General features: G+C 59.5%; 1 protein-coding gene. It reads right to left on the bottom strand.

All coding sequences use genetic code 11. The features are described from left to right. A partial coding sequence (locus tag QN399_RS26710; protein ID WP_330201986.1) for a hotdog domain-containing protein occupies positions 1 to 122 on the bottom strand: 122 nt, incomplete at its 3' end. Positions 123 to 205 lie beyond the last annotated feature (83 nt).

The raw sequence follows: 205 nt of genomic DNA, 5'->3' as shown, positions 1-205 counted from the left end.
GACAGGGTTACCACATAACGCCCGGCATAACGGCTGGCGCAGGCATAAGCGACCTCATCGAGGTACTTGAGCAGGGTGCCGCCATGCACGTTGCCAGAGAAGTTGGCCATGTCCGGGGTCATCAATACCTGTCTCTTATACACATCGGGGTATGCCGTCTTGTGGTTGAAAAAAAAAAGGGGGGGGGGGGGGGGGGGGGGGGGGG

This window comes from Pseudomonas sp. 10C3, from assembly GCF_036346185.1.
In the GTDB taxonomy this organism is placed as follows: Bacteria; Pseudomonadota; Gammaproteobacteria; order Pseudomonadales; family Pseudomonadaceae; genus Aquipseudomonas.
Note: the sequence above shows the minus strand (reverse complement) of the source record. Positions and strands in the feature narration are given on the sequence as shown.